The sequence below is a fragment of the Oceanimonas sp. MB9 genome, from assembly GCF_011319775.1.
Classification (GTDB): domain Bacteria; phylum Pseudomonadota; class Gammaproteobacteria; order Enterobacterales; family Aeromonadaceae; genus Oceanimonas; species Oceanimonas doudoroffii.
The window spans coordinates 939,418-959,846 of record NZ_VFBE01000005.1; the positions used below are offsets into that span (position 1 = coordinate 939,418).

Consider the following 20,429-nt stretch of genomic DNA (forward strand, 5'->3'; position numbering starts at 1 on the left):
CTCAGGCCCCCAGGGTCAAAAAGGCCGCGTATCCTACAGAGTTCACCGGCCATGGGCAAGGGGCATGTGCAGCGGCAACGGCTAGCGGGCGGCGGCTTCCTGCTCGCTGTCCTGGCGTTTAACGACCTTGTGCTCATCCTCGGACTGATCAAGCTTCCAGTAACTGGAGATATACAGGTGGCTTTTGGCCAGGTCATATTCCTGCTTGAGGTAGCGGCGCAAGGCGCGCATGGCGTTGAACTCGCAGGCGGCCCACACCGCGGGATCGCCGTCCAGGTGCGGCAGGGACTGAATTTTGTCGAGCAGGGCAGAGCGCTCCGGAGTCGGATGAGGGTTAATCACCCAGTGCAGCCTGAGGTGCTCCGGGTGGGACAAATCCTGAATATCCGCCTCGCTGACCACCTCAATCACCGCATATCCTCGAGCCCGCTCTGGCAGCCTTGCCAGGTTAACGCTGAGCGCCGGCAGGGCGGCCATGTCTCCGGCCAGCAAAAACCAGTCGGCGGGCTGGTAAATCATTTTTTTGTCACCGGGCCCGCCCACCAGAATACGGTCGCCGGGTCGGGCGTTCACTGCCCAGCGGGTGGCGGGTCCCATGGGCGAATGCAGGGCGAAATCAACGTCGATCTCCGCCTGGCGCTGGTGCCGAATGGTGTAGGTGCGCAGCAGCGGGCGCTCGCCTTTCTCCTGAGGAAACACCAGCTTGATATAGGCACTTTCCTGATCCGCGGGTAACCGCGCGATGTCGTCTCCCCCCAGGGTGATACGCAGCATGTTGTCGCTGACGTAGCTGGAAGCAAGCACCACCAGTTCTTTCAGGTCGGATTTGGGCATTTACTGTTCTCCTTTGGAGTCGGGACGGGAGTGGGCGACGTTGTCGATCATGATGTTGGCGATGCGCACGAAAGAGGCGAGCTCCTGGCTGTCGAGGTTGTGGGTCATTTGGGCCACGGCCTGCTGTTCAAGCCGCTCGATCTTTGACAGCAGCGCCTGACCTTCGGCGGTAGGCGCAAGAAGCTGGCTGCGCTTGTCGTGCGGGTTGGGGGTGCGCGCTATGAACCCCGACCGGGTCAGCTCGTTCAGGGCCCGCGTAATTTGTGCCTTGTCCTGATCCATGCGCTGGGCGATGTCCCGCGCGGTAACGCCGGGAATGCGGCAGATGGCTTTCAGAACGCGAATATGGGTAATGGGCAGCGAAATGTGATGTTGCTGAATGCCGGCGCGCAGTTGCCGTTTGTAGGCATGCATCAGGCGATGCAGCGAGTCATTGAAGGCGGGATGAGTCATAAAACAATCCATAACATTGTTGATGGTGTCAACTATATGGGCTGTTGGTTGATAGTGTCAATCATGCTGTACAAGCATGCCGCGCGGTGGTTTTTGTGCTCAGGGGCAGGTTGTTTGCTCACATTTATGTTCATTCGAGTCTTATTGGCGATATAATTTCCATGCACACAATCGGGGAACCCTGCATGGATAACAAGCATGTTTAAAAGCAAAAAGCTGCAACAACGCATTGACGAGCTGGAAGCCGAACTCGGCCTGTTCCACAGCATGCAACAGGATCTGAGGGAGGAAATGATCTATTTCTCGCTCGACCAGCAGGGCAGGCTGATTGATGGCAATGAGCGGCTCTATGAATCCCTGGGCTATTCCCAGGGTGAACTGTTGCAGCGTCCGCTGGCAGAGATGATTGTGCCCAGCGCCATCGACAAGCCCCACTGCCGGCAGATGCTGGACGCCATTCGCCGTGGACGGCACTGGCATGGAGCCCTGCAACTGGTTACCAGGGCCGGCCGTGAAGCCTGGTACAGAACCATTTTTCAGCCACGGGCCGGCAATAACACCGGGGAAGTGGAGCTGGCCGCCTATTCCACCGAACTGACCCGCACCATTTCCCGCTCCCGGGAGCAGGAAGACATGCTGGCCGCCCTTAACCGCTCCTCGGCCGTGATCGAGTTCAGCCTGGATGGCGTTATTCTGCATGCCAATAACAATTTTCTGCGGGCCATGGGGTATTCCCTGGGCCAGATCACCGGCAAGCATCACCGCATGTTTTGCGACGCCGTGGAGGCGGAGTCCGGCAATTACCGGCAGTTCTGGCAGCGGCTGGGGGCGGGGGAGTATGTGTCAGACCGGTTCCAGCGCATCGACAGCCAGGGCAATGTAGTGTGGCTGGAAGCGTCCTACAATCCCATTCACGACGAGGCCGGCGAACTCTACAAGGTGGTGAAGTTTGCCACCGTGATCACCGAGCAGGTTAACCGGGAGCTGGCCACCGCCGACACCTCTGACATTGCCTACGACATTTCAAAGTCGACCGGTGAAAACACCCTCAGGGGCATGGAAGTCCTCGACGCTACCATCGAGACCATGAACGAATTGTCGACCCAGATGCGCAACGCCGGTGACGGCATTTTTGAACTGGATACCCAGTCACAGCGGGTATCCGAGCTGGTAACCAGTATTCGCGGCATTGCCGATCAGACCAATTTGCTGGCGTTGAACGCGGCCATCGAGGCCGCCCGCGCCGGGGAGCAGGGCAGGGGGTTTGCCGTGGTGGCCGATGAAGTCAGAAATCTGGCCGCCCGCACCAGTGCCGCCACCGAAGAAATTATTCGTGTGGTGGCGGAAAACCGTAAACTTACCGAAAACGCCGTCTCACTGATAGAACAAAGCATGTCCCGGGCCCAGCGCGCCCTGACCCTGTCCAATGACGCCGGCAATGTAATGCAGGAGATTCAGCAGGGGGCCCGGCAGGTGGTGGATGCCATCGGCCAGTTCAGGCAGAGTTTGTAACCTGCTTTTCAAATTCGCCGCCCGCTTCTTTCAGCATGGGGCTCGCCGGCAAGTGGTGGTCCGGTATACCCCGTGCCCTCGAAGCATGTATAACTAATGGCGTGTACGGTGTGATAAGGAAATGATGATGACCTTTAAAACGGTGATGGAAGAGCTGGAACGGCATGGGGCAGCCAATGACTTGCGGCAATCCGATAAAGCCAGAAAATACCTGAATATCACGCGAGACACGGGGGAGTTCCTGTCTGTGCTTGTCAAGGCGACGGGAGCGAGCCGAGTGCTGGAAATCGGCACATCTAATGGCTATTCCACCATGTGGCTGGCTTCGGCCCTGCCGGAACACGGCAAGGTTTATACGATTGAATCCAATCCCGAGAAAGTCGCTGAAGCCGCCGTGAACTTCGAACGCGTTAACCTGAGTGACAGGATCGTGCAGATCCAGGGGGACGTGGGTGATGTATTACCCGGGGTTCCCGCCAACCTTGACTTCATTTTTCTGGATGCGGACAGAAAAACCTATCTGGCGCTGGCCGAATCACTCTTTGGTTTGCTGAAGAACGGCGGACTGTTGGTTTGCGACAACGCCGTTTCCCATCGTGATGAGCTGCGAGCGTTTACCGACTGGATAACCATGCAGAATAACCTGAGTCTGTCCCTGGTCCCCGTGGGCAAGGGGGAGCTGCTGGTATACAAGGGTAGCCGGTAAACTCATACGGGTTTTAATGTGCATTGAATGTTCGGTTTAACAAGGGACCATGTCATGAACGAACATGAAAAGCTGAACTATGTTGAATTTTCGTCGCCTGATTTGCATGCCACCAAGGCCTTCTTTGAAAAGGCATTCGGCTGGTCCTTTGTCGACTATGGGCCCGACTATACGGCGTTTTCCGGTCAAGGCCTGGACGGCGGATTTTGCAAGGCGAGCATGACTTCCAGCACGGCCAATGGGGCGGCGCTGCTGGTGTTTTACAGCCGGGACCTGGCAGAGACGCTCAACAAGGTCAGCGCCGCCGGCGGCAGCATTGTCAGGCCCATCTTCAGTTTTCCGGGGGGGCGCCGTTTTCACTTTACCGAGCCGGGTGGCAATGAATTTGCGGTATGGTCCGATGCCGAACAATAACGGCAATGGCGGTGCACCTCATCATGCGCTTGCCCGGCGAAGGGGGGGATCACTCCATGCTCTTTTCTAAGGGCCGAATATGTCGATAACTTCCCTCACAGGGGCAATGTGGCCGGCCATCCTGAAGTTGCAGCATGAAGCCTATGCCCAGGTTGGACCGGAGAGCCTTGATGTGCTTAAAAGTAAATGGCTGAGGTCTCCCGACAGCTGCTTTGTGTATCGGGATGGTGAGCGGTTAATGGGGTATTTGCTGGCCCATGCCTGGGGTGGCGAGTCGCCACCGAGCTTGTTCAAGCCACTGCCTGAAAGGAGCGAAAATTCATATTTGTTTTTGCATGATCTGGTAGTCAGCCAGAATGCGGCAGGACAAGGCATCGGCTCGGCGATGACAGCGCATTTAATAAATACGGCCGCCTTGTTGGGTTGCCGTCACATTCGTCTGGTATCGATTCAGTACTCCAATCGGTTCTGGCAAAAAATGGGGTTTACTCCCATGGCTACAGCGGTGTGCTCGAGTTACGGCCTGGGGGCGCAACTTATGCAAATGGACATTTGAGTGTAAATTGCCATTCCCTGGCTCGATACGGCGTTTGTTTGCCGTGCCGGGTAGGGTAATGTACCGATAATATTAAAACCATGAAGGTCCTGTGCGACCTTCTTTTTATATGAGCCGGTGTTATGAAGCAGCCATACAGATACCAGGGGCGGCAGGTGCCGCCCGATCCTCAAAACGCGTTTCGCCTGGGCGAGGGCAAGATCAGTGGGTATTGCTCGGTGGCACTTGGTGCGCTCAGCCTGCTGGCGGTGCTGGCATACCTGTACCCGTCCTGGCTCACCACCACAGAGCTGCGCCGTGTCTACGATGCCGGCCAGCTGCAGCAGGTGCTGAAATACGGCATGTATTTTTCGCTGTTTTTTGGCGTGCTGACCTTTGCGCTGAACGGCTACCGGCGCCTGGGCGCGTTGGGCATGGTGCTCACCCTGGGCGCCTTTGCCCTGGGGGGCTACCGGGTGCCGGTGGGGCCGGTCGAGCCGCGGACCCTGTCGCTGGGGGTAGACTGGTTGATCCTGGCCTTTCTCGGCTCGGTGGCGGTGTTCACCACCCTGGAAAAACTGTTTCCCAAATATCGCAATCAGAACATTCTGCGCCCGGAATGGGGGCTCGATCTGCTGTATTTTTGTATTAATCACCTGGCCATCTCGGCCATTCTCATTTACGCCAACTATCATGCCAGCCACTTTGACTGGGCCATCAGCCCGGCGGTGCAGGGGGCCGTACAGGCCATGCCGGTATGGCTGCAGGTCGTGCTCATCATTCTGTGTGCCGACTTTGTGCTCTACTGGGAGCACCGGTTGTTTCATGAGGTACGCTGGCTGTGGCCGGTGCATGCCGTGCACCATTCGGTAGAGCACATGGACTGGCTGGCCGGCTCGCGCGGGCATTTCGTGCAGATTTTCTCCGAACGGGCCATGGTGATGATTCCGCTTTACCTGCTCGGGGCCAGCGAGGCGGCGCTGAACGCCTATGTGGCCTTTGCCGCGCTGCAGGCGGTGCTGATCCACTGCAACCTGGGGCTGCCGTTCGGGCCGCTCAAATACCTGCTGGTCACCCCCCAGTTTCACCACTGGCATCACGGCTCGGAGCAGCCGGCGCTCGACACCAACTATTCGGCCCATACCGTGCTGTTTGATCGGCTGTTCGGTACCTACCACATGCCGGTGGCGCACTGGCCGGCGGAATATGGCACCACGGTGCGGCTGCCGCGTACCTTTATGGCACAAACCCTCTACCCGCTGCGTCAGTGGCTGAAGCGGCTTCGGTAGCCGCAGGCTGCATTTTGCCTTGCGCCCGGTCGTGAATGGCACTTGTATTTAAGAAGAAACCACCACAAGGAGAAAACCATGGATTCATTTCTGACTGCCTGGCGGCCTCGAGTGCTGAGTCTGGTACGCATGGTCTCGGCGTTTTTATTTATGCAGCACGGCGCCCAGAAAATACTGGGCTTTCCGGCACCAGCCCGGGCTCCCTTTGAACTGTTTTCGCTTTCCGGGGCGGCCGGGGTACTGGAGCTGTTTGGCGGCGCCCTGCTGTTGGTGGGGCTGTTTACCCGTCCGGTGGCCTTTGTGCTCTCTGGGCTGATGGCGTTTGCCTATTTTATGGTCCACCATCCCCAGGGGTTCTGGCCGCTCAATAACGGCGGCGAGCTGGCCATCATGTTCTGCTTTGTGTTTTTCTACCTGGTGTTTGCCGGTGGCGGCAGTTGGAGCCTGGACCGGGCAAAGGGCCGGCGCTAGTCCCAAGAGGATGGGAAGAACGGACGGCCGCGATTATAATGCGGCCGTTTTTATATTCTCTTTCAGGTGATTATGACGCTTCAAGACATCGACAAAAGCCGCTACCGCCGGCATCTCAACCGCGTGTTTATCGGCTCGGCCCTGGCGCTGGCTGCCTTCAGCCTGGGCATTTCCCAGCTGCTGATCGCGCTGTTTCCCGATCCCGATGGCAGCCATTTTCACTGGAACCTGCTGGGAGTGGTGGCCGGCGCCCTGCTGGTGGGGGCCGGACTCAGCCGGCTGCGCCGTCACCCCTTTATGACCGAGGTGGTCTACGTGTGGGAGCTGAAACAGCGACTCAACAAAATCAGCCGCAAGCGCCGCCAGGTGGAGGCCGCCGCCCAACAAGGGGACGAAACTGCCATGCAGGTGCTGCAGTTCAGCTATGCCGGCTCGCGCCAGCTGTGGTTGCTGGACGACAACACCCTGGTGATGGATGAGCTGGCGGCCAGGCAGACCGAGCTCAACAACCTGGCACAGGCCCATGGCGTGACGCTGGACGCGGAACGTTATGACGAGTCCATGCTTGAGCGCTTTTAATGCAACAACCCATCACCGGTTATCATCAGGATGACGAAGGCCACTGGGTGGCGGAGCTGGCCTGCGGTCATAACCAGCATGTGCGTCACCAGCCGCCTTTCATCAACCGGCCCTGGGTGGTGTCGGCGGCGGGACGCACGGCCAAACTGGGCATCCTGCTTGACTGCAAAAAGTGTGATCGGGGCGCGGCTCCCGACCGACCCTGATCGGGCAGAATAACGGGCTTCACCTTGCGGCCATGAGGCCAATCATCAGGAGGGGTTGTGCTGTCGTTATTTCTCAAGTCACTGCTGGGGACCCTGGCGGTGTTGCTTATCGCCTTGCTGTCGAAAAGCAAAAGCTTTTTTATTGCCGGCCTGGTGCCCCTGTTTCCCACCTTCGCCCTGATTGCCCACTATCTGGTGGGCACCGAACGCACCCTGGCCGACCTGCGCGTGACGGCCCTGTTCGGGCTTTATTCGCTGCTGCCCTATGCCGCCTATCTGCTGGCGGTGTACTGGCTGAGCTACCGGTTTGAACTCGTTGCCACCCTGAGCCTGGCCACCCTGGTATGGGGAGGCTGCGCCGCCCTGCTGTTGCTGACCTGGTTGCGGTTTGCTCCCGTGACGGCCTGAACCGCTGTTTTTACCGGCCTAACCCGCCACTCTGGCTTACCCTTGGCTATAGGGGAAAGACCGGGAGGGGCGCATGGCGAGTGAGGACAATGGCTGGCAATTGATCACCCTGAGCGAGTTTGCATGCCCGGCGCCGCCGGCGAGCAGCCGGCTGCGCCAGGGACTGCGCCGGCTGGGGCGCGTTCTGGGATGGCGGCAAGAGGCCGACGGCGGCGAACATACCGAAGTGCCCGACTTTGAAGGCTTTGACCGCGATCCGGCACTAGAGGCGTTATCGGCATTTTGCCAGGACTGGCCCCAGGCCCGGCCCGAGGTGCGTTTTTTACTTGATCCGCCGTTCAGCGGCAGCGCCGCCATCGCCCGTGACTGGGCCGAACGGCGCGGCTGGCCGGTGCTGCAGCCCCCCGACGAAGCCGAACTGCTGGCGCAGCGGGTGGACGACTGGTGGGCGCGTCAGGGCGTGCGCGGTCCCTGGCTGCTGGACGATCTGGCCCGCTATTTTCTGCGTACCCCGAATGGCATGGTGTTCTTACGCGCCTTGCTGGTGCGGCTGCTGCAGGGTGAGTTTGGCTCGGGCCTGGTGGTGTGCAACAGCTGGCTGTGCCGGTTTGTGGCTCAGGGTTTTGAGCTGGTGCTGCCCCATTGCTATTGCTTTGCGCCGGCCACCCCGGCGCTGCTGCAGGCGCTGGGCATTCGTGCCAAGGCGCGGCGGCTGGAGGCGCTGGCCGCCGAGGCCAGGGGCAATCCCGGTGTGGCCCTGGCACTCTGGGCCACGGATCATCAGCAGCAAATCCCGCGGCCCGAATTGCCCGCCGAGGCCGGTGATGTGGCGGCCTTTGTGTTTTATGCCCTGTTGTTGCATAACGGCCTGACTCCGCTGCAACTGCTGCGGGTATTGCCCATGCTGGCGCCGGAACAGCTGGCTGCCTGGTTGCAGCGACTGGAGTATTGCGGCCAGTTGGTGTTGCGCGGTGAACGCTGGCAGCTCAGCCCGGTGGCCTATCCCCAGGTGCGGGACTTTCTGGCTGGCCGGGATCACTGCCTGGACGACTTCTGAGGAGCATGTCATGGATGCAGAGCAGCTGACCAACCTGTTTCGCCGCATTACTCCGGCCCTGGTCATCGAGCTGGTGGTGGTGCTGCTGGCGGCCATGGTGCTGGCCTGGATGGTGCAAACCCTGCTGCCCTGGCTGGCGTCGCGGTTGCATGGCCGGCGCCGGCACTGGGTGCTGGCGCTGATCCCGACCCTGCGCATTGTGGTGGTGGCGGTGGCCGTGGGCTGGGTAGTCAGCCTGATCATCGAGCCGTCGCTGCGCAACATGGTGGCCATTCTGGGCGCCGTGGGCCTGGCCCTGGGGTTTGCCCTCAAGGACTATGTCAGCAGCCTGTTTGCCGGGGTGGTGGCGGCCTATGAAAGGCCCTACCGGCCCGGAGACTGGATCGAAGTGGACGGTTGCTACGGCGAGGTGCGCCATATCGGCCTGCGGGCGCTGGAAATGGTGACTCCCGACGACACCGTGGTGGTGGTGCCTCACCTCAAGCTGTGGACCGAACTGATCCGCAACGCCAACAACGGCGAGGCCAGCCTGATGTGCGTGGCCAGTTTTTACCTGGCACCTGCGCACGATGCCCACCGAGTGCGCCGGGTGCTGCACGACGTGGCCCTGTCCAGCCCTTTTGTGCAGCTGAACCGGCCCGTGGTGGTGGTGATGGAAGACGCGCCCTGGGGCAGCCGTTACCGGGTCAAAGCCTATCCGCTTGACCCGCGTCAGCAGTTTCAGTTTGTGACCGATCTCACCGCCCGGGGCAAGGCCGCATTGCAGGCCATTCCGGTGGAGTTCGCGCGCGTGGAGGCCATGGTCGGGGGCGGAGAGAGCAACGCGGGGTAAAACAGCCGAAAGCGGCGAGCTTTCGGCTTTGGCTCAGGGTCACACCTTCAGCGGCGTGACCTTGTCTCCGTCATCCTCTTCCTGCTGCTGACGAATTTCCTCGTATTCCGCCTGCTGGGCCAGCACGGATCCTTCCGGCGCTTCCGAGGTTTCGCCCTGCTCCCAGGGGGCGTTTTCCGGCAGCTCCTCGATATGAATGGTCTTCAGGGAATAGTCCGGCTGATAGTGCAGATCGTACTTGGCGGCCTTGATAATCGATACCATCATCATCGTCATGATGATAATCAGCGGCGCGCCGGCAAAGATGGAGGCGGTCTGCAGGGTCGACAGCCCACCCAAAAACATCAGTACCGCCGGCATAAAGCACAGGGTAAAGGCCCAGAACAGCCGGTTCCAGCGGTGGGGTTCGTCGTCCACTTCCCGCTGCACCACCGACGCCAGAATATAGGAGATGGAGTCAAAGGTGGTGGCGGTAAAAATGATGGCCAGCAGGGTAAACACGGCGATCATCAGCCAGCTCATGGGCAGGGTGTGCAGCACCGCAAAGATGGCCGCCGTGGGGCTTTGCTGATTGAGAATGGTGACAATGTCGAGGCCGCCGGACAGCTGCAGATACAGGCCATAGTTGCCCAGCACCACAAAAAACACCGCACAACCCAGGGAGCCAAAAAAAATCGAGCCCACCACCATCTGCCGAATGGTGCGTCCCTTTGAGATTTTGGCGATAAACAGCCCTACCGTGGGGGCAAACACCAGCCACCAGGCCCAGTAAAAAATGGTCCAGTCCTTGGGAAAGCGGGTTTCGTTAAAGCCGTGCTCGGCAAAGGGGCCAAAGGATTCGGTCCAGGTCATCATGGTGACCATCTGGGTCAGGGAGCGGCCAATGCTTTCCAGCCCGGTATTGAGAATAAAGCCCGTGGGGCCGGCGAACAGCACCACCGCCAGAAAGGCCAGCGCCAGGTAAAAATTGATGTTGGAGAAAAACTGAATGCCGCTTTTCAGGCCGCGCCAGGCGCTGTAGGCAAACAACATGGTGGTGCCCAACAGCACCAGAATACGGGTCCAGGCGTTGACCGGCAGGCCAAATAATTCATGCAGGCCCTCGGTCACCATGGGTGAGGCCAGCCCAAGAGTGGTGGCTCCGCCGCCGATCATGCCGAAGATGAAGAACACATCCACCAGCTTGCCCCAGTTGCTGCGGGCAAAGCTTTCGCCAAACAGTGGCGCCAGGCTCTGGCTGACCTTGAGTCGGGGTGAGTTGCGCACGTGGGCGAAATAGGCAATGGGAATGGCCGGGATCAGGTAGATGGACCAGGCCACCGGTCCCCAGTGGAAAATGCCGTAGGTGGCGGACCAGCGAATGGCCTCGGGGCTGCCGGCCGGCAGGCCAAAGGGCGGGCCCTGATAGTAGTAGGCCCACTCGATGATGCCCCAGTAGAGAATGCTGGCGCCGATGCCGCCGCAGAACATCATGGCCGCCCAGGAGCCGTTTTTGAATTCCATTTCATCTTCGGGCTTGCCCAGCTTGATGTTGCCGATGTCCGAAAACGAAATGTAAATCACGAACAGCACTGCGGTAACACCCAGTGCCAGATAAAATACGCCAAAGGTGTCGGTTATCCAGGTCTTGGCCTGAGCCACCCAGTCGGCGCCCTGCTCGGGAAACAGTACCAATGGCAGGGTGACGGCGGCGAGAATGAATAGGACCGAAAAGAAAGTGAAACGATCAATACGGGTGTCGGGTGCGTGGTCCTGCTTGAGTGGATGCTGGTGAAGATTGGTATCAAAGCTTCCAAGATGAATGCTGTGCCCCGGATTTTCTTTCATTTTATGACTCCCTGTTATTGTTATTTTTCGGCTCTGGCGCTTCATGCACCAAGCGTGCCGATGGCTCGGCAAACAATAAAACTTAGAATTGTAATTATTTTGAGGTGATTGGCAATACCGATGGAGGCGGGCCAGGTGCTTGCCGGCAGGCATGCGGTGCTTAATGTCGCGCCCATTCGGCACTATCATAGGCCTCGACGCGCGGTAAACAAGGACTCGGCATGCAAAATAACGATGGGCTTTCCCCCGGCCTCATGGTGGTGCACGGCAATCACCTGGAAGCCCTGCGGGAGCTGGCAGTGGCCTGGATGCGGCGCAATCCGCTGGCGCCGCTGGAAAACGAAGTGATACTGGTACAGAGCAACGGCATAGCCCAGTGGCTCAAACTGGCCCTGGCCGAGCACCGCAGCGGTGGTATTGCCGCCGCCATGCAGGTGGAGCTGCCGGCCCGGTTTTTGTGGCAAAGCTATCGGGCGGTGCTGGGCAGCCATACCATTCCCCGGCTGTCGCCGCTGGACAAGGCGCCGCTGACCTGGCGGCTGATGCGGCTGCTGCCGGCACTGGTGCGTGATCCTGTCTTTGCCCCCCTTGAGCGCTTTTTGCAGGACGACAATGACGGCCGCAAGCGCTACCAGCTGGCCGAGCGGCTGGCGGACTTGTTCGATCAGTACCAGGTGTACCGGGCCGACTGGCTGGCGGCCTGGGCGGACGGCCGTGATGTGATGATCCACGGTCGCCGGGGCGAACAGCCGCTGGAAGAGGCGGTACGCTGGCAGCCGGCGTTATGGCGCGTGTTGCTGGGTGACGTGGGGGAGCAGGAGCTGGCCGGCAGCCGGGCCGGGGTGCACCCGCGCTTTGTGGAATACTTGCGCACCTGTGAACGCCGCCCCCCCGGACTGCCTCGGCGTGTGGTGGTGTTCGGCATTTCCTCGTTGCCGGCACAGACCCTGGAAGCGCTGTCGGCCATGGCCCGGTTCAGTCAGGTGCTGTTGTGCGTGCACAATCCCTGCCAGCACCACTGGGGCGACATAGTGCCGGATCAGGATCTGCTGCGCCACCAGTACCGCCGGCACGCCCGCAAGGCCGGCCAAGCCCCGGGGCTGAGTGCGGTGGAGCTGCATCAGCATGCCCATCCGTTGCTGGCGGCCTGGGGCAAGCAGGGCCGGGACTACATCAACCTGCTCGACAGCCTGGACGACCCCGACAGTTACCGTGCCCGTTTTGACGCCCTCGGCAGCCGCATCGATCTGTTTGATGACGGCAACACCGAGCATTTACTGGGTCAGCTGCAGGATGACATTCTCAACCTGCGGCCACCGGCGGAAAGTCGCGAATACTGGCCGCCGCTGGCGCCGGAGCAGCTCAGCGTGGAATTTCATGTCGGCCACAGCCCCCAGCGTGAGGTGGAAATTCTGCACGATCGGCTGCTGGCTCGCTTTTCCGAAGACGATAGCCTGCGACCCCGTGACATCATTGTTATGGTGCCCGACATCAACGTTTATGCTCCCCATATTCAGGCGGTATTTGGCCAGTATGAACGGGACGACGATCGCTTTATTCCCTTTACCCTGGCGGATCAGGGCAGCCGGGGCAATGAGCCGCTGTTGATCGCCCTGGAGCACTTGCTGCGCCTGCCCGACAGCCGGTTGCCGGTGAGCGAGGTGCTGGATCTGCTCGACGTGGCCGCCCTGCGCCGGCGTTTTGGTATTCACGAGGCGGATCTGCCGGTGCTGCGGCGCTGGATTGAAGGGGCCGGGGTGCGCTGGGGCCTGGACGCCCGCCGCCGGGCCGGCCTGGGCCTGCCGGGCTGCCTGGAGCAGAACACCTGGCGCTTTGGCCTGCGCCGCATGCTGCTGGGCTATGCCGTGGGCACCGGTGACGCCTGGGCCGGCATTGAGCCCTACGATGAAATCGGCGGCCTGGACGCCGTTATCATCGGCCCCCTGGTGAGCCTGCTGGACGCCATTGATGCCCTGCACGATACCCTGAGTGAGGCGGTGCCTGCCGCCGAGTGGTCGGTGCGGCTGCTGGCGTTGCTCGGTGCCTTCTTTGAGCCCGACAGTGAGCGCGAGCAGGCGTTGATGGGCGGCCTCACCGATGCCCTGGAGCAGTGGCAGGAACTCTGTGCCGGAGTGGAGCTGACCGAGCCACTGCCGCTCACCGTGGTGCGCGAAGCATGGCTGGCCGCGGTGGATCAGGGCCGGCTGAGCCAGCGTTTTCTGGCCGGGGCGGTGAACTTCTGCACCCTGATGCCGATGCGCGCCATTCCCTTTCGCCGGGTCTGCCTGCTGGGCATGAACGACGGCGACTATCCTCGCAGCGTTACCCCCCTCGACTTTGATCTGATGGCCGGCGACTACCGCCCCGGGGATCGCTCCCGCCGGGAAGACGACCGCTACCTGATGCTGGAAGCCTTGCTCTCGGCCCGGGACGGGCTCTATATCAGCTGGGTGGGCCGTAGCATTCGCGACAATACCGAGCGGCCGCCGTCGGTGCTGGTGGGCCAGCTCAGGGATCATCTGAGTGGCTGGCAGCTGGCGCAGGGCGGTGAGCTGCTTGATGCCATTACCACCGAGCACCCGTTGCAGCCCTTTAGTCGGCGTTACTTCACCCCCGGCAGCGGCCTGATCAGCTATGCCCGGGAGTGGGTGCAGGCCGAGGGCAACCCTACCTCTACCGAGTCGTCTCTGCCGGCCTGGTGTCCGGACGGCCCCGTGCCGCTGGAGCAGCTGCAGCAGTTTCTGCGCCAGCCCGTGGCTGCCTTTTTTGCCCGCCGGCTCAAGGTCATGCTGGATGAAAGCGCCGCCACCGGGCTCGACGACGAGCCCTTTGCCCTCAACGGCCTTGAGCGTTATGTGATCAAGCGTGAGCTGCTGGAGGCCGCCGCGAATGCTGAGGAGTCCGATGCCGCCCTGGCCAGGGCCGCCGCCCGGCTGCAGGGGCAGGGCCGGTTGCCGCTGGCGGGCTTTGGCGAGCGGATTCGGATCGAGGTGCAGGCGGCCCTGCCGGATCAGCTGGCCCGGTTCAGGGCGCTTTGTCATGCCTGGCCCGGAATATTGACTTCGCCGCGGCCGCTGTCGATTGAGCATTCGGGTCTGCAACTTGAAGGCTGGCTGGGCGGACTGCGCCAGGGCGGCGACCGGTTGGCCCTGATTGAGCTGCAGCCGGGGAATCTGCAAAACGATAAAAGCCTGCGCTGGCACCGGCTGCTGCGCGCCTTTGTGGCCCAGACGGTGGCCTGCGCCTGCGGCATTGAACTCAGCCTGTATATGGTGGGGGAAGACACCACCCTGCATGGCGCAGCGCTGCCGCAAGAGGACGCCCAACGCATCGTGCAGGGCTGGCTGAATGCTTTGCAGGCGGGCATGACGGCGCCGCTGCCGGTGGCGATGAAAACCGCCATGAGCCGACTCGAGCAAAAGGACGATGCCAGGGCCGAGCCGGCCGCCCGCAAAGCCTATGAGGGCGACGGTTACCACAGCCAAGGTGAGCGCGCGGAGAGCGGCGCCCTGGCCCGGCAGTTCCCCGACTTTGACGTTCTGAATGCCGATGGCTGTTTTGCCGCCTGGAGCGAACAACTTTACCGGCCGCTGCTGGAGCATGGCCCGCAACCCTTGCCACAGGAGGCATTATCATGAGTGCAACGCGTCCGCTGGCGCTGAGCTTTCCCCTGCACGGCAGCCGGCTGATCGAGGCCAGCGCCGGCACCGGAAAAACCTTTACCATTTCGGCACTTTACCTGCGGCTGGTGCTGGGCCACGGCGGAGAACAGGGTTTTGCCCGGGAGCTGCTGCCGCCGGAAATTCTGGTGGTAACCTTTACCGAGGCTGCCACCCAGGAGTTGCGTGATCGCATTCGTGCCCGGCTGGTGGAGGCGGCGGCGGTATTTCGCGGCGAGGCGCAGGGCGATGACCTGCTGATGGCCCTGCGCGACGATATTGCCCCCGAGCAGTGGACCGGTTGTGCCCATCGCCTCGACATTGCCGCCCAGTGGATGGACGAGGCGGCGGTGTCCACCATTCACGGCTGGTGCCAGCGCATGCTGCGGGAGCATGCCTTTGACAGCGGCAGCCTGTTTACCCAGACCCTGCAAACCGATCATAGCGAACTGCTGGCGGAAGTGGTGCGTGATTATTGGCGCCGCCAGTGCTACCCGCTGGACGGCGCCGCCCTCGACTGGGTGATGACCCACTGGCAGACCCCGAGTGGCCTGCTGAAGGCGCTGCGGCCGCTGCTGGGAGAGCCGGGCGAGGCCGAGGGTGAGCTGGGTGAGCTGCTGGCGCACAGCCTGAGCCAGCGCGAGGCCGACCTCTCGGCCCTCAAGGCCCCCTGGGGCGCCTGGGCCGACGAGCTGGAATTGCTGCTCGACAAGGCGGTGGCCGACAAGGTGGTTAACGGTCGCAAGCTGCAGGCCCGTTACTATCAGCCCTGGTTCGGCAAGCTGCGGGCCTGGGCCGGCTCCACCGAGGCGGAGCTGGATCTCGGTACCGGCTTTGTGCGGCTCACCCCCGACGGCCTGGCAGAGGCCTGGAAAACCGGCACGCCGCCCGTTCATTCGGGCCTGGATGCCATGGTGACCCTGCCCGCGCAGCTGGCGGCCCTCACCGGCCCCGCCGAGCCGGCGCTGCGCCATGCCGCCGCCTGGGTGCGCCGGCGCTTTGAGCTGGAAAAACGCCGCCGGGCCGAAATGGGCTTTGACGACATGCTGACCCGCCTGGATGATGCCCTGGCCGGAGAGAACGGCCCGCGCCTGGCCGAAGTGATCAGGCAACAGTTTCCGGTGGCGTTGATCGATGAATTTCAGGACACCGACCCCCTGCAATACCGTATTTTTGACACCATTTACCGCGTGGCGGACAACAGCGCCGACAGCGGCCTGTTTATGATTGGCGATCCCAAGCAGGCCATTTACGCCTTTCGCGGTGCCGACATTTACACCTACCTGTCGGCCCGGGCCGCCACCGAGGGCCGGCACTACAGTCTGGACACCAACTTTCGCTCCGCCACGGCCATGGTGGCGGCGGTCAATCACCTGTTTGAACGGGCCGAGCAGCATGCCGAGGGCGCCTTTCTGTTTCGCGACGGCGAGCACAATCCGCTGCCCTTTGTGCCGGTAAAGGCCAAGGGCCGACAAGAAGGCTGGCAGTGCGAGGGTGAACCGCAGCCGGCGCTGACCCTGTGGCAGCTGGAACAGGACGACGACACGCCCTTTGCCGGCGGTGCCTATGTGGAGCAGATGGCCGAGCGCTGCGCCAGCCACATGACCCGGTTGCTGAACCTGGGCGGTGCGGGCCGGGCCGGCTTTGCCGACGGCGACACCCTGACTCCGGTGCGGCCCAGCGACATGGCGGTGCTGGTGCGCAGTTTTCGCGAGGCCCAGGCCATTCGCACCGCGCTGGCGGCCCGGGGCGTGCGCAGCGTGTACCTGTCCGACAAGGACTCGGTGTTTGCCAGCCCCGAGGCGGCGGATTTGCGCCACTGGTTGCGCGCCTGCGCCGAGCCGGAGCAGGACGGCACACTCAGGGCGGCGCTGGCCACCACGACCCTGGGCTTGAGCCTCGGCGAGCTGGAGCGGCTCAACCAGGATGAGCGTCACTGGGAGCGTCGCGTGCTGCAGTTTCGGGACTATCGCCGCATCTGGCAGCGCCAGGGAGTATTGCCCATGGTGCACCGGCTGTTGCACGACTTCGCCCTGCCGTCCCGGCTGTTGCGGGGCACGGAAGGCGAGCGTAGCCTCACCAATATATTGCATCTGGCCGAGCTGATGCAGCAGGCCGCCGCCAGCCTTGATGGCGAGCAGGCGCTGATCCGCCACCTTACCGAGTGCATGGACGGGGAACGCCAGGCCGCCGACGAGCAGGTGCTGCGGCTGGAAAGCGACGCCGCCCTGGTGCGGGTGGTGACCATTCACAAATCCAAGGGGCTGGAGTACCCCCTGGTGTTTCTGCCTTTTATCTGCTCGTTCCGGGAAAGCGGGGCCCGGGGCACGGCGGTGCAGCTGCACGACGGCGAGCGCAAGCGGTTGGTGCTGAGCCCCACCGATGAGCAGCAGGCTCAGGCCGAGCGCGAACGGCTGGGCGAGGATTTGCGCCTGCTTTATGTAGCCTTGACTCGGGCCCGGCACGCCTGTTGGCTGGGGCTGGCGGACATTCGTGTGGGCAACGGCAAGGCATCCCGCCTGCATGACTCGGCCATGGGGCGGCTGCTGGGCGGTGGCGCCGTGCTGGACGGCAATCTTCAGGGCTGGCTGACACCACTGGTGAGCGACCATACCAGCCTGAGCCCGGCGCCGGAACCGGACGTGGAAACCTGGGTGGATACCTCGGCGGGCGTCGCCCCGCCGGTCTGGGCCACGCCGGCCCGCCCGGCCGCCGAGCACTGGTGGATTGCCTCTTACAGCGCCTTGCTGAGTCGGGAAGACGCCGGCCAGCGCTTTGACGATGCCGCCCCCGAGCGGCCCGAGGCCGGCAAGGCCGGCGACGACGAACTGGAGCGGCCCTTTGTGCCGCTGCGGCCCGGAGAAACCCCCAGCCTGCACCGTTTTCCTCGCGGGCCGGCGGCGGGTACCTTTCTGCACGGTTTGCTGGAGCTGGCCCTGACCGAAGGGCTGGCGGCACAACCCGAGGAGCTGGCCGGCCAACTGGCCCGGCGTTGCCAGCTGCGCAACCTGGAAGAGTGGGCACCGGCGCTGACCGACTGGCTGCGAGGCCTGCTGGCTACGCCGCTGTTTGAGGGCGGCCCGGCACTGCAGGCGCTGCAACAGTTTCAGCCGGAGCTGGAGTTCTGGCTCGAAGTGAGTCAGGTGCGGGTGCCCAGGTTGGACGAGCTGGTACGCACCCATGTGTTGCCGGAGCAGGAGCGACCGGTGCTGGCCCCGGGGCGGCTCAACGGCATGCTCAAGGGCTTTATCGATTTGGTGTTTGAACATGAAGGCCGTTATTACGTGGTGGATTACAAGTCGAACTGGCTGGGCCCGGAAGACGAGGATTACACCCAAGCGGCCATGATCGATCAGATGATTCGCCACCGTTACGATCTGCAGTACGTGCTCTATGTGCTGGCGCTGCACCGCCAGCTGCGGCTGCGGCTGCCCGATTACGACTACGACACCCACATGGGCGGTGCCCTGTATCTTTTTGTACGCCGCCCCGGTGCCGTGTTTTCCCACAAGCCCCCCAGGGTTTTGATAGAGCGCCTTGACGCGCTGTTTTGCGGCCAGGCCGAGGAGGTTCAGCCATGATCACCCCCCATACCACCATCACCGAGTTGCTGGCGCTGCTTGACCGTTGGGTGGCGCTGGGCTGGCTGCGGCCACTGGACCGGGCCCTGGCGGGCTTTTTTGCCGAGCAGGATGACCAGGCCGAGTCGGTGGTACTGCTGGCCTCGGCCCTGGCCAGCCACCAGCTGGGCCATGGTCATGTGTGTCTGGATCTGGCCGCCACCCTGGCCGCGCCCGACTTTGCCCTGTCATTGCCGCCGGAAGGAGAGGAGGGCCTGGCCGATGCCTGGCTGCCCTCCGTGCAGCTGGCGGGCCTGACCCTGGCGCACTGGACTCGAGCCCTGGCGGCCAGCACCCTGGTGGCCGCCGGGGGCGAGTCGGACCGGCCTTTGGTGCTGCATGGCGAGCGCCTCTACCTGCGCCGTTACTGGAATTATGAGCAGGGGGTGGCGCGGGCGCTGGCGGCGCGCATCGGTGACGACAGAGCCGTGCCAGACGGCCTGTCCGGCTGGCTGGCGCGGCTCTTTCCCGAGCCGCTGCTGCTTAACGGTGAACGCCAGACCGACTGGCAGAAGCTTGCCTGCGCGCTGGCGGCGAGCAGCGGCTTTACCTTGATCACCGGCGGCCCCGGCACCGGCAAGACCACGACGGTGGTGCGGCTGCTGGCGTTGCTGCAGGGCACCGCCGAACAGCCGCTGCGCATTCGGCTGGCGGCCCCCACCGGCAAGGCGGCGGCCCGGCTCACCGAGTCGATCGGCGCCCAGGTGGCGTCGCTGCCGGTGAACGACGAAGTGCGTGCCCGTATACCGGTGGAGGTGAGCACCCTGCACCGGCTGCTGGGCAGCCTGCCCGACAGCCGGCATTTTCGCCATCATGCCGGCAATCCGCTGCCCCTGGACGTGCTGGTGGTGGATGAGGCCTCTATGATCGATCTGGAAATGATGCACAGCCTGCTGGCGGCGCTGCCGGCTCATGCCCGGTTGTTGCTGCTTGGAGACAAGGATCAGCTGGCTTCGGTGGAGGCGGGAGCCCTGCTGGGGGATTTGTGCCGCCATGCCGAACGGGGACTGTATCAACCGGAGCGCCAGGCCTGGCTTGAAGCGGTCAGTGGCGAACGGGTGGCGCATTCGGCACTGGTGGCCGGCGAGCCCGGACGAAATGCCCTGGCCCAGCGCATTCTGATGCTGCGTTATTCCCGCCGCTTTGCCGGGGGCTCCGGTATTGGCCGGCTGGCGGAGGCGGTGAATCGCCAACAGCCCGAAGAAGCGCGGCGGCACCTCGCCGGCGGCGACGAGGTGGCCACGGTGCGACTCAAGGGGGAGCAGGACGGTGCGCTCAACCGGCTGCTGAGTGACGGCCGGGGCCAGGCCCTGGGCTATGGCCACTACCTGAGCACACTGCGTGATGAGCGGCCCGCCGTTGGCACGGCCTATGGTGATGGTGCCTGGCATGACTGGGCCAAAGGCGTGCTCGCCGCCTTTGATCAGTTTCGGTTGCTGTGTGCGGTGCGTCGCGGGCCCTGGGGGGTGGAAGGACTAAATGAGCGTATCGCCGGGCTGCTGCACCGACGCGGCCTGCTGGAAGGCAAGGAAGGCTGGTATGAAGGCCGGCCGGTGCTGGTCACCCGTAACGATTACGGCCTGGGGCTGATGAACGGTGACATCGGCATTGCCCTGCGCCTGCCGGAAGAAGACGGCCGACCGGTGTTGCGGGTGGCCTTTCCCCGCAACGACGGCAGCGGCGAGTTGCGCTTTGTGCTGCCCAGCCGGCTGAGTGAAGTGGAAACGGTGTTTGCCATGACGGTACACAAGTCCCAGGGCTCGGAATTTGCCCACACCGCCATGATATTGCCCGAGGCCCTGAACCCGGTGCTGACCAAGGAGCTGCTCTACACCGGCATTACCCGGGCCCGGCACTGGTTTACCCTGCTCGAGCCCAGACGCGGCGTGTTTGAGCAGGCCATTGCGCGCCGAGTGGAGCGGCGAAGCGGCCTGCTGGAGAGCCTGCAGGGCTAGGGGAGAAAAACTTTTTTGTGGTTGGGTGCATCCAGATGCATAACTGGCGGGTATTACCTGAGTGGCCAAGAT

General features: G+C 62.7%; 16 protein-coding genes and 2 pseudogenes. 15 read left to right on the top strand and 3 right to left on the bottom strand.

Annotated features, from left to right (window positions below):
• Positions 1 to 81: 81 nt before the first annotated feature.
• Both OJHNALOF_RS07675 and OJHNALOF_RS07680 read right to left on the bottom strand, forming a co-directional pair.
• Complete coding sequence (locus OJHNALOF_RS07675) at positions 82 to 834, bottom strand: siderophore-interacting protein (RefSeq protein ID WP_165661653.1); 753 nt, start codon at positions 832 to 834, stop codon at positions 82 to 84.
• A complete protein-coding gene (locus OJHNALOF_RS07680; RefSeq protein ID WP_165661654.1) occupies positions 835 to 1,287 on the bottom strand; it encodes a MarR family winged helix-turn-helix transcriptional regulator in 453 nt (150 codons plus the stop codon). It abuts the gene before it with no gap.
• 291 nt (positions 1,288 to 1,578) lie between these two features.
• Here OJHNALOF_RS07680 and OJHNALOF_RS17150 point away from each other — a divergent pair.
• The 12 genes and pseudogenes from OJHNALOF_RS17150 to OJHNALOF_RS07735 all read left to right on the top strand — a co-directional run.
• A pseudogene (locus OJHNALOF_RS17150) lies at positions 1,579 to 2,259 on the top strand (PAS domain-containing protein); the annotation flags it as partial.
• Between the two features lie 108 nt (positions 2,260 to 2,367).
• Positions 2,368 to 2,799, top strand: a pseudogene (locus OJHNALOF_RS17155) (methyl-accepting chemotaxis protein); the annotation flags it as partial.
• Between the two features lie 127 nt (positions 2,800 to 2,926).
• Entirely contained in the window at positions 2,927 to 3,505 is a 579-nt protein-coding gene (locus OJHNALOF_RS07690) for an O-methyltransferase (RefSeq protein ID WP_094199657.1), read from the top strand.
• A gap of 54 nt (positions 3,506 to 3,559) precedes the next feature.
• Positions 3,560 to 3,919 carry a VOC family protein gene (locus OJHNALOF_RS07695; RefSeq protein WP_094199656.1) on the top strand — a complete coding sequence of 120 codons (360 nt, stop codon included), beginning with the start codon at positions 3,560 to 3,562 and terminating at the stop codon, positions 3,917 to 3,919.
• A 79-nt stretch (positions 3,920 to 3,998) separates the two neighbouring features.
• A complete protein-coding gene (locus tag OJHNALOF_RS07700; RefSeq protein WP_165661655.1) occupies positions 3,999 to 4,475 on the top strand; it encodes a GNAT family N-acetyltransferase in 477 nt (158 codons plus the stop codon).
• A 122-nt stretch (positions 4,476 to 4,597) separates the two neighbouring features.
• Complete coding sequence (locus OJHNALOF_RS07705) at positions 4,598 to 5,743, top strand: sterol desaturase family protein (protein ID WP_165661656.1); 1,146 nt, start codon at positions 4,598 to 4,600, stop codon at positions 5,741 to 5,743.
• Between the two features lie 78 nt (positions 5,744 to 5,821).
• Entirely contained in the window at positions 5,822 to 6,214 is a 393-nt protein-coding gene (locus OJHNALOF_RS07710) for a DoxX family protein (RefSeq protein ID WP_094199653.1), read from the top strand.
• A gap of 72 nt (positions 6,215 to 6,286) precedes the next feature.
• Positions 6,287 to 6,793: a DUF3087 domain-containing protein gene (locus OJHNALOF_RS07715; protein WP_094199652.1), complete on the top strand. Its 507-nt coding sequence runs from the start codon at positions 6,287 to 6,289 to the stop codon at positions 6,791 to 6,793.
• A complete protein-coding gene (locus OJHNALOF_RS07720; RefSeq protein ID WP_094199651.1) occupies positions 6,793 to 6,999 on the top strand; it encodes a DUF3565 domain-containing protein in 207 nt (68 codons plus the stop codon). Before OJHNALOF_RS07715 ends, OJHNALOF_RS07720 begins: the two co-directional genes overlap by 1 nt.
• A gap of 57 nt (positions 7,000 to 7,056) precedes the next feature.
• A complete protein-coding gene (locus tag OJHNALOF_RS07725; protein ID WP_165661657.1) occupies positions 7,057 to 7,407 on the top strand; it encodes a GlpM family protein in 351 nt (116 codons plus the stop codon).
• A 73-nt stretch (positions 7,408 to 7,480) separates the two neighbouring features.
• Positions 7,481 to 8,464, top strand: coding sequence for a hypothetical protein (locus tag OJHNALOF_RS07730; RefSeq protein ID WP_165661658.1), 984 nt, complete (start codon positions 7,481 to 7,483; stop codon positions 8,462 to 8,464).
• Positions 8,465 to 8,474: 10 nt separating this feature from the next.
• Positions 8,475 to 9,296 carry a mechanosensitive ion channel family protein gene (locus OJHNALOF_RS07735; RefSeq protein WP_094199648.1) on the top strand — a complete coding sequence of 274 codons (822 nt, stop codon included), beginning with the start codon at positions 8,475 to 8,477 and terminating at the stop codon, positions 9,294 to 9,296.
• Between the two features lie 39 nt (positions 9,297 to 9,335).
• Here the strand turns inward: OJHNALOF_RS07735 and OJHNALOF_RS07740 are convergent, their stop codons facing one another.
• Positions 9,336 to 11,123: a BCCT family transporter gene (locus OJHNALOF_RS07740; protein WP_165661659.1), complete on the bottom strand. Its 1,788-nt coding sequence runs from the start codon at positions 11,121 to 11,123 to the stop codon at positions 9,336 to 9,338.
• A 221-nt stretch (positions 11,124 to 11,344) separates the two neighbouring features.
• On the opposite strand from OJHNALOF_RS07740, the gene recC reads away from it, so the two are divergent.
• Genes recC through recD form a run of 3 tightly spaced genes read left to right on the top strand, consistent with a single transcriptional unit; the run spans position 11,345 to position 20,357 of the window.
• Positions 11,345 to 14,761, top strand: a complete 3,417-nt coding sequence (gene recC, locus OJHNALOF_RS07745; RefSeq protein WP_165661660.1) for an exodeoxyribonuclease V subunit gamma — start codon at positions 11,345 to 11,347, stop codon at positions 14,759 to 14,761.
• Positions 14,758 to 18,363, top strand: coding sequence for an exodeoxyribonuclease V subunit beta (gene recB / locus OJHNALOF_RS07750; RefSeq protein WP_165661661.1), 3,606 nt, complete (start codon positions 14,758 to 14,760; stop codon positions 18,361 to 18,363). Before recC ends, recB begins: the two co-directional genes overlap by 4 nt.
• The gene (gene recD, locus OJHNALOF_RS07755) at positions 18,360 to 20,357 is read left to right on the top strand and encodes an exodeoxyribonuclease V subunit alpha (protein WP_165661662.1); all 1,998 of its coding nucleotides are present in this window, start codon (positions 18,360 to 18,362) and stop codon (positions 20,355 to 20,357) included. Before recB ends, recD begins: the two co-directional genes overlap by 4 nt.
• The last annotated feature ends 72 nt before the right edge of the window (positions 20,358 to 20,429 follow it).

Excerpts from the sequence above, each read along its gene's own strand:
- OJHNALOF_RS07675 (WP_165661653.1), bottom strand. The coding sequence starts at position 834 with ATGCCCAAATCCGACCTGAAAGAACTGGTGGTGCTTGCTTCCAGCTAC.
- OJHNALOF_RS07680 (WP_165661654.1), bottom strand. The coding sequence starts at position 1,287 with ATGACTCATCCCGCCTTCAATGACTCGCTGCATCGCCTGATGCATGCC.
- OJHNALOF_RS07690 (WP_094199657.1), top strand. The coding sequence starts at position 2,927 with ATGACCTTTAAAACGGTGATGGAAGAGCTGGAACGGCATGGGGCAGCC.
- OJHNALOF_RS07695 (WP_094199656.1), top strand. The coding sequence starts at position 3,560 with ATGAACGAACATGAAAAGCTGAACTATGTTGAATTTTCGTCGCCTGAT.
- OJHNALOF_RS07700 (WP_165661655.1), top strand. The coding sequence starts at position 3,999 with ATGTCGATAACTTCCCTCACAGGGGCAATGTGGCCGGCCATCCTGAAG.
- OJHNALOF_RS07705 (WP_165661656.1), top strand. The coding sequence starts at position 4,598 with ATGAAGCAGCCATACAGATACCAGGGGCGGCAGGTGCCGCCCGATCCT.
- OJHNALOF_RS07710 (WP_094199653.1), top strand. The coding sequence starts at position 5,822 with ATGGATTCATTTCTGACTGCCTGGCGGCCTCGAGTGCTGAGTCTGGTA.
- OJHNALOF_RS07715 (WP_094199652.1), top strand. The coding sequence starts at position 6,287 with ATGACGCTTCAAGACATCGACAAAAGCCGCTACCGCCGGCATCTCAAC.
- OJHNALOF_RS07720 (WP_094199651.1), top strand. The coding sequence starts at position 6,793 with ATGCAACAACCCATCACCGGTTATCATCAGGATGACGAAGGCCACTGG.
- OJHNALOF_RS07730 (WP_165661658.1), top strand. The coding sequence starts at position 7,481 with ATGGCGAGTGAGGACAATGGCTGGCAATTGATCACCCTGAGCGAGTTT.
- OJHNALOF_RS07735 (WP_094199648.1), top strand. The coding sequence starts at position 8,475 with ATGGATGCAGAGCAGCTGACCAACCTGTTTCGCCGCATTACTCCGGCC.
- OJHNALOF_RS07740 (WP_165661659.1), bottom strand. The coding sequence starts at position 11,123 with ATGAAAGAAAATCCGGGGCACAGCATTCATCTTGGAAGCTTTGATACC.
- recC (WP_165661660.1), top strand. The coding sequence starts at position 11,345 with ATGCAAAATAACGATGGGCTTTCCCCCGGCCTCATGGTGGTGCACGGC.
- recB (WP_165661661.1), top strand. The coding sequence starts at position 14,758 with ATGAGTGCAACGCGTCCGCTGGCGCTGAGCTTTCCCCTGCACGGCAGC.
- recD (WP_165661662.1), top strand. The coding sequence starts at position 18,360 with ATGATCACCCCCCATACCACCATCACCGAGTTGCTGGCGCTGCTTGAC.